The 278-nt window shown below is 43.2% G+C and carries 1 pseudogene; it reads left to right on the top strand.

Annotation, left to right across the window (positions count from 1 at the left end):
* Nucleotides 1-46: 46 nt before the first annotated feature.
* Nucleotides 47-278: pseudogene (locus tag AAEZ03_RS27145) on the top strand (hypothetical protein); the annotation flags it as partial.

The following is a 278-nucleotide window of genomic DNA, read 5'->3' as shown; positions in this document are numbered from 1 at the left end:
TCCATGGCGAGACTGTTTATCATTGATCAATTAAGGAGAAATAATTATGACAGACAAAATTATAGATTTAGGCTCAGGATTCTGGAACATACGCGGAACTTTTCGTATAGGCGGCGTCCTAAATATCGGTACCCAATGCTCACTGATCAAGCTGGCATCGGGACGTTTTATATTTTTGGACAGCTATGCATTGGCCGGTGATATTCGTGCCAAGGTTATGGCATTGACCAATGACGGTCAAGATGTCGAAGCGGTGCTTAATTTGCACCCCTTTCACA

This window comes from Pseudomonas sp. HY2-MNA-CIBAN-0224, assembly GCF_040310285.1.
Taxonomy (GTDB): Bacteria; Pseudomonadota; Gammaproteobacteria; order Pseudomonadales; family Pseudomonadaceae; genus Aquipseudomonas; species Aquipseudomonas helleri.
This window is presented reverse-complemented; position numbering and strand designations above follow the sequence as displayed.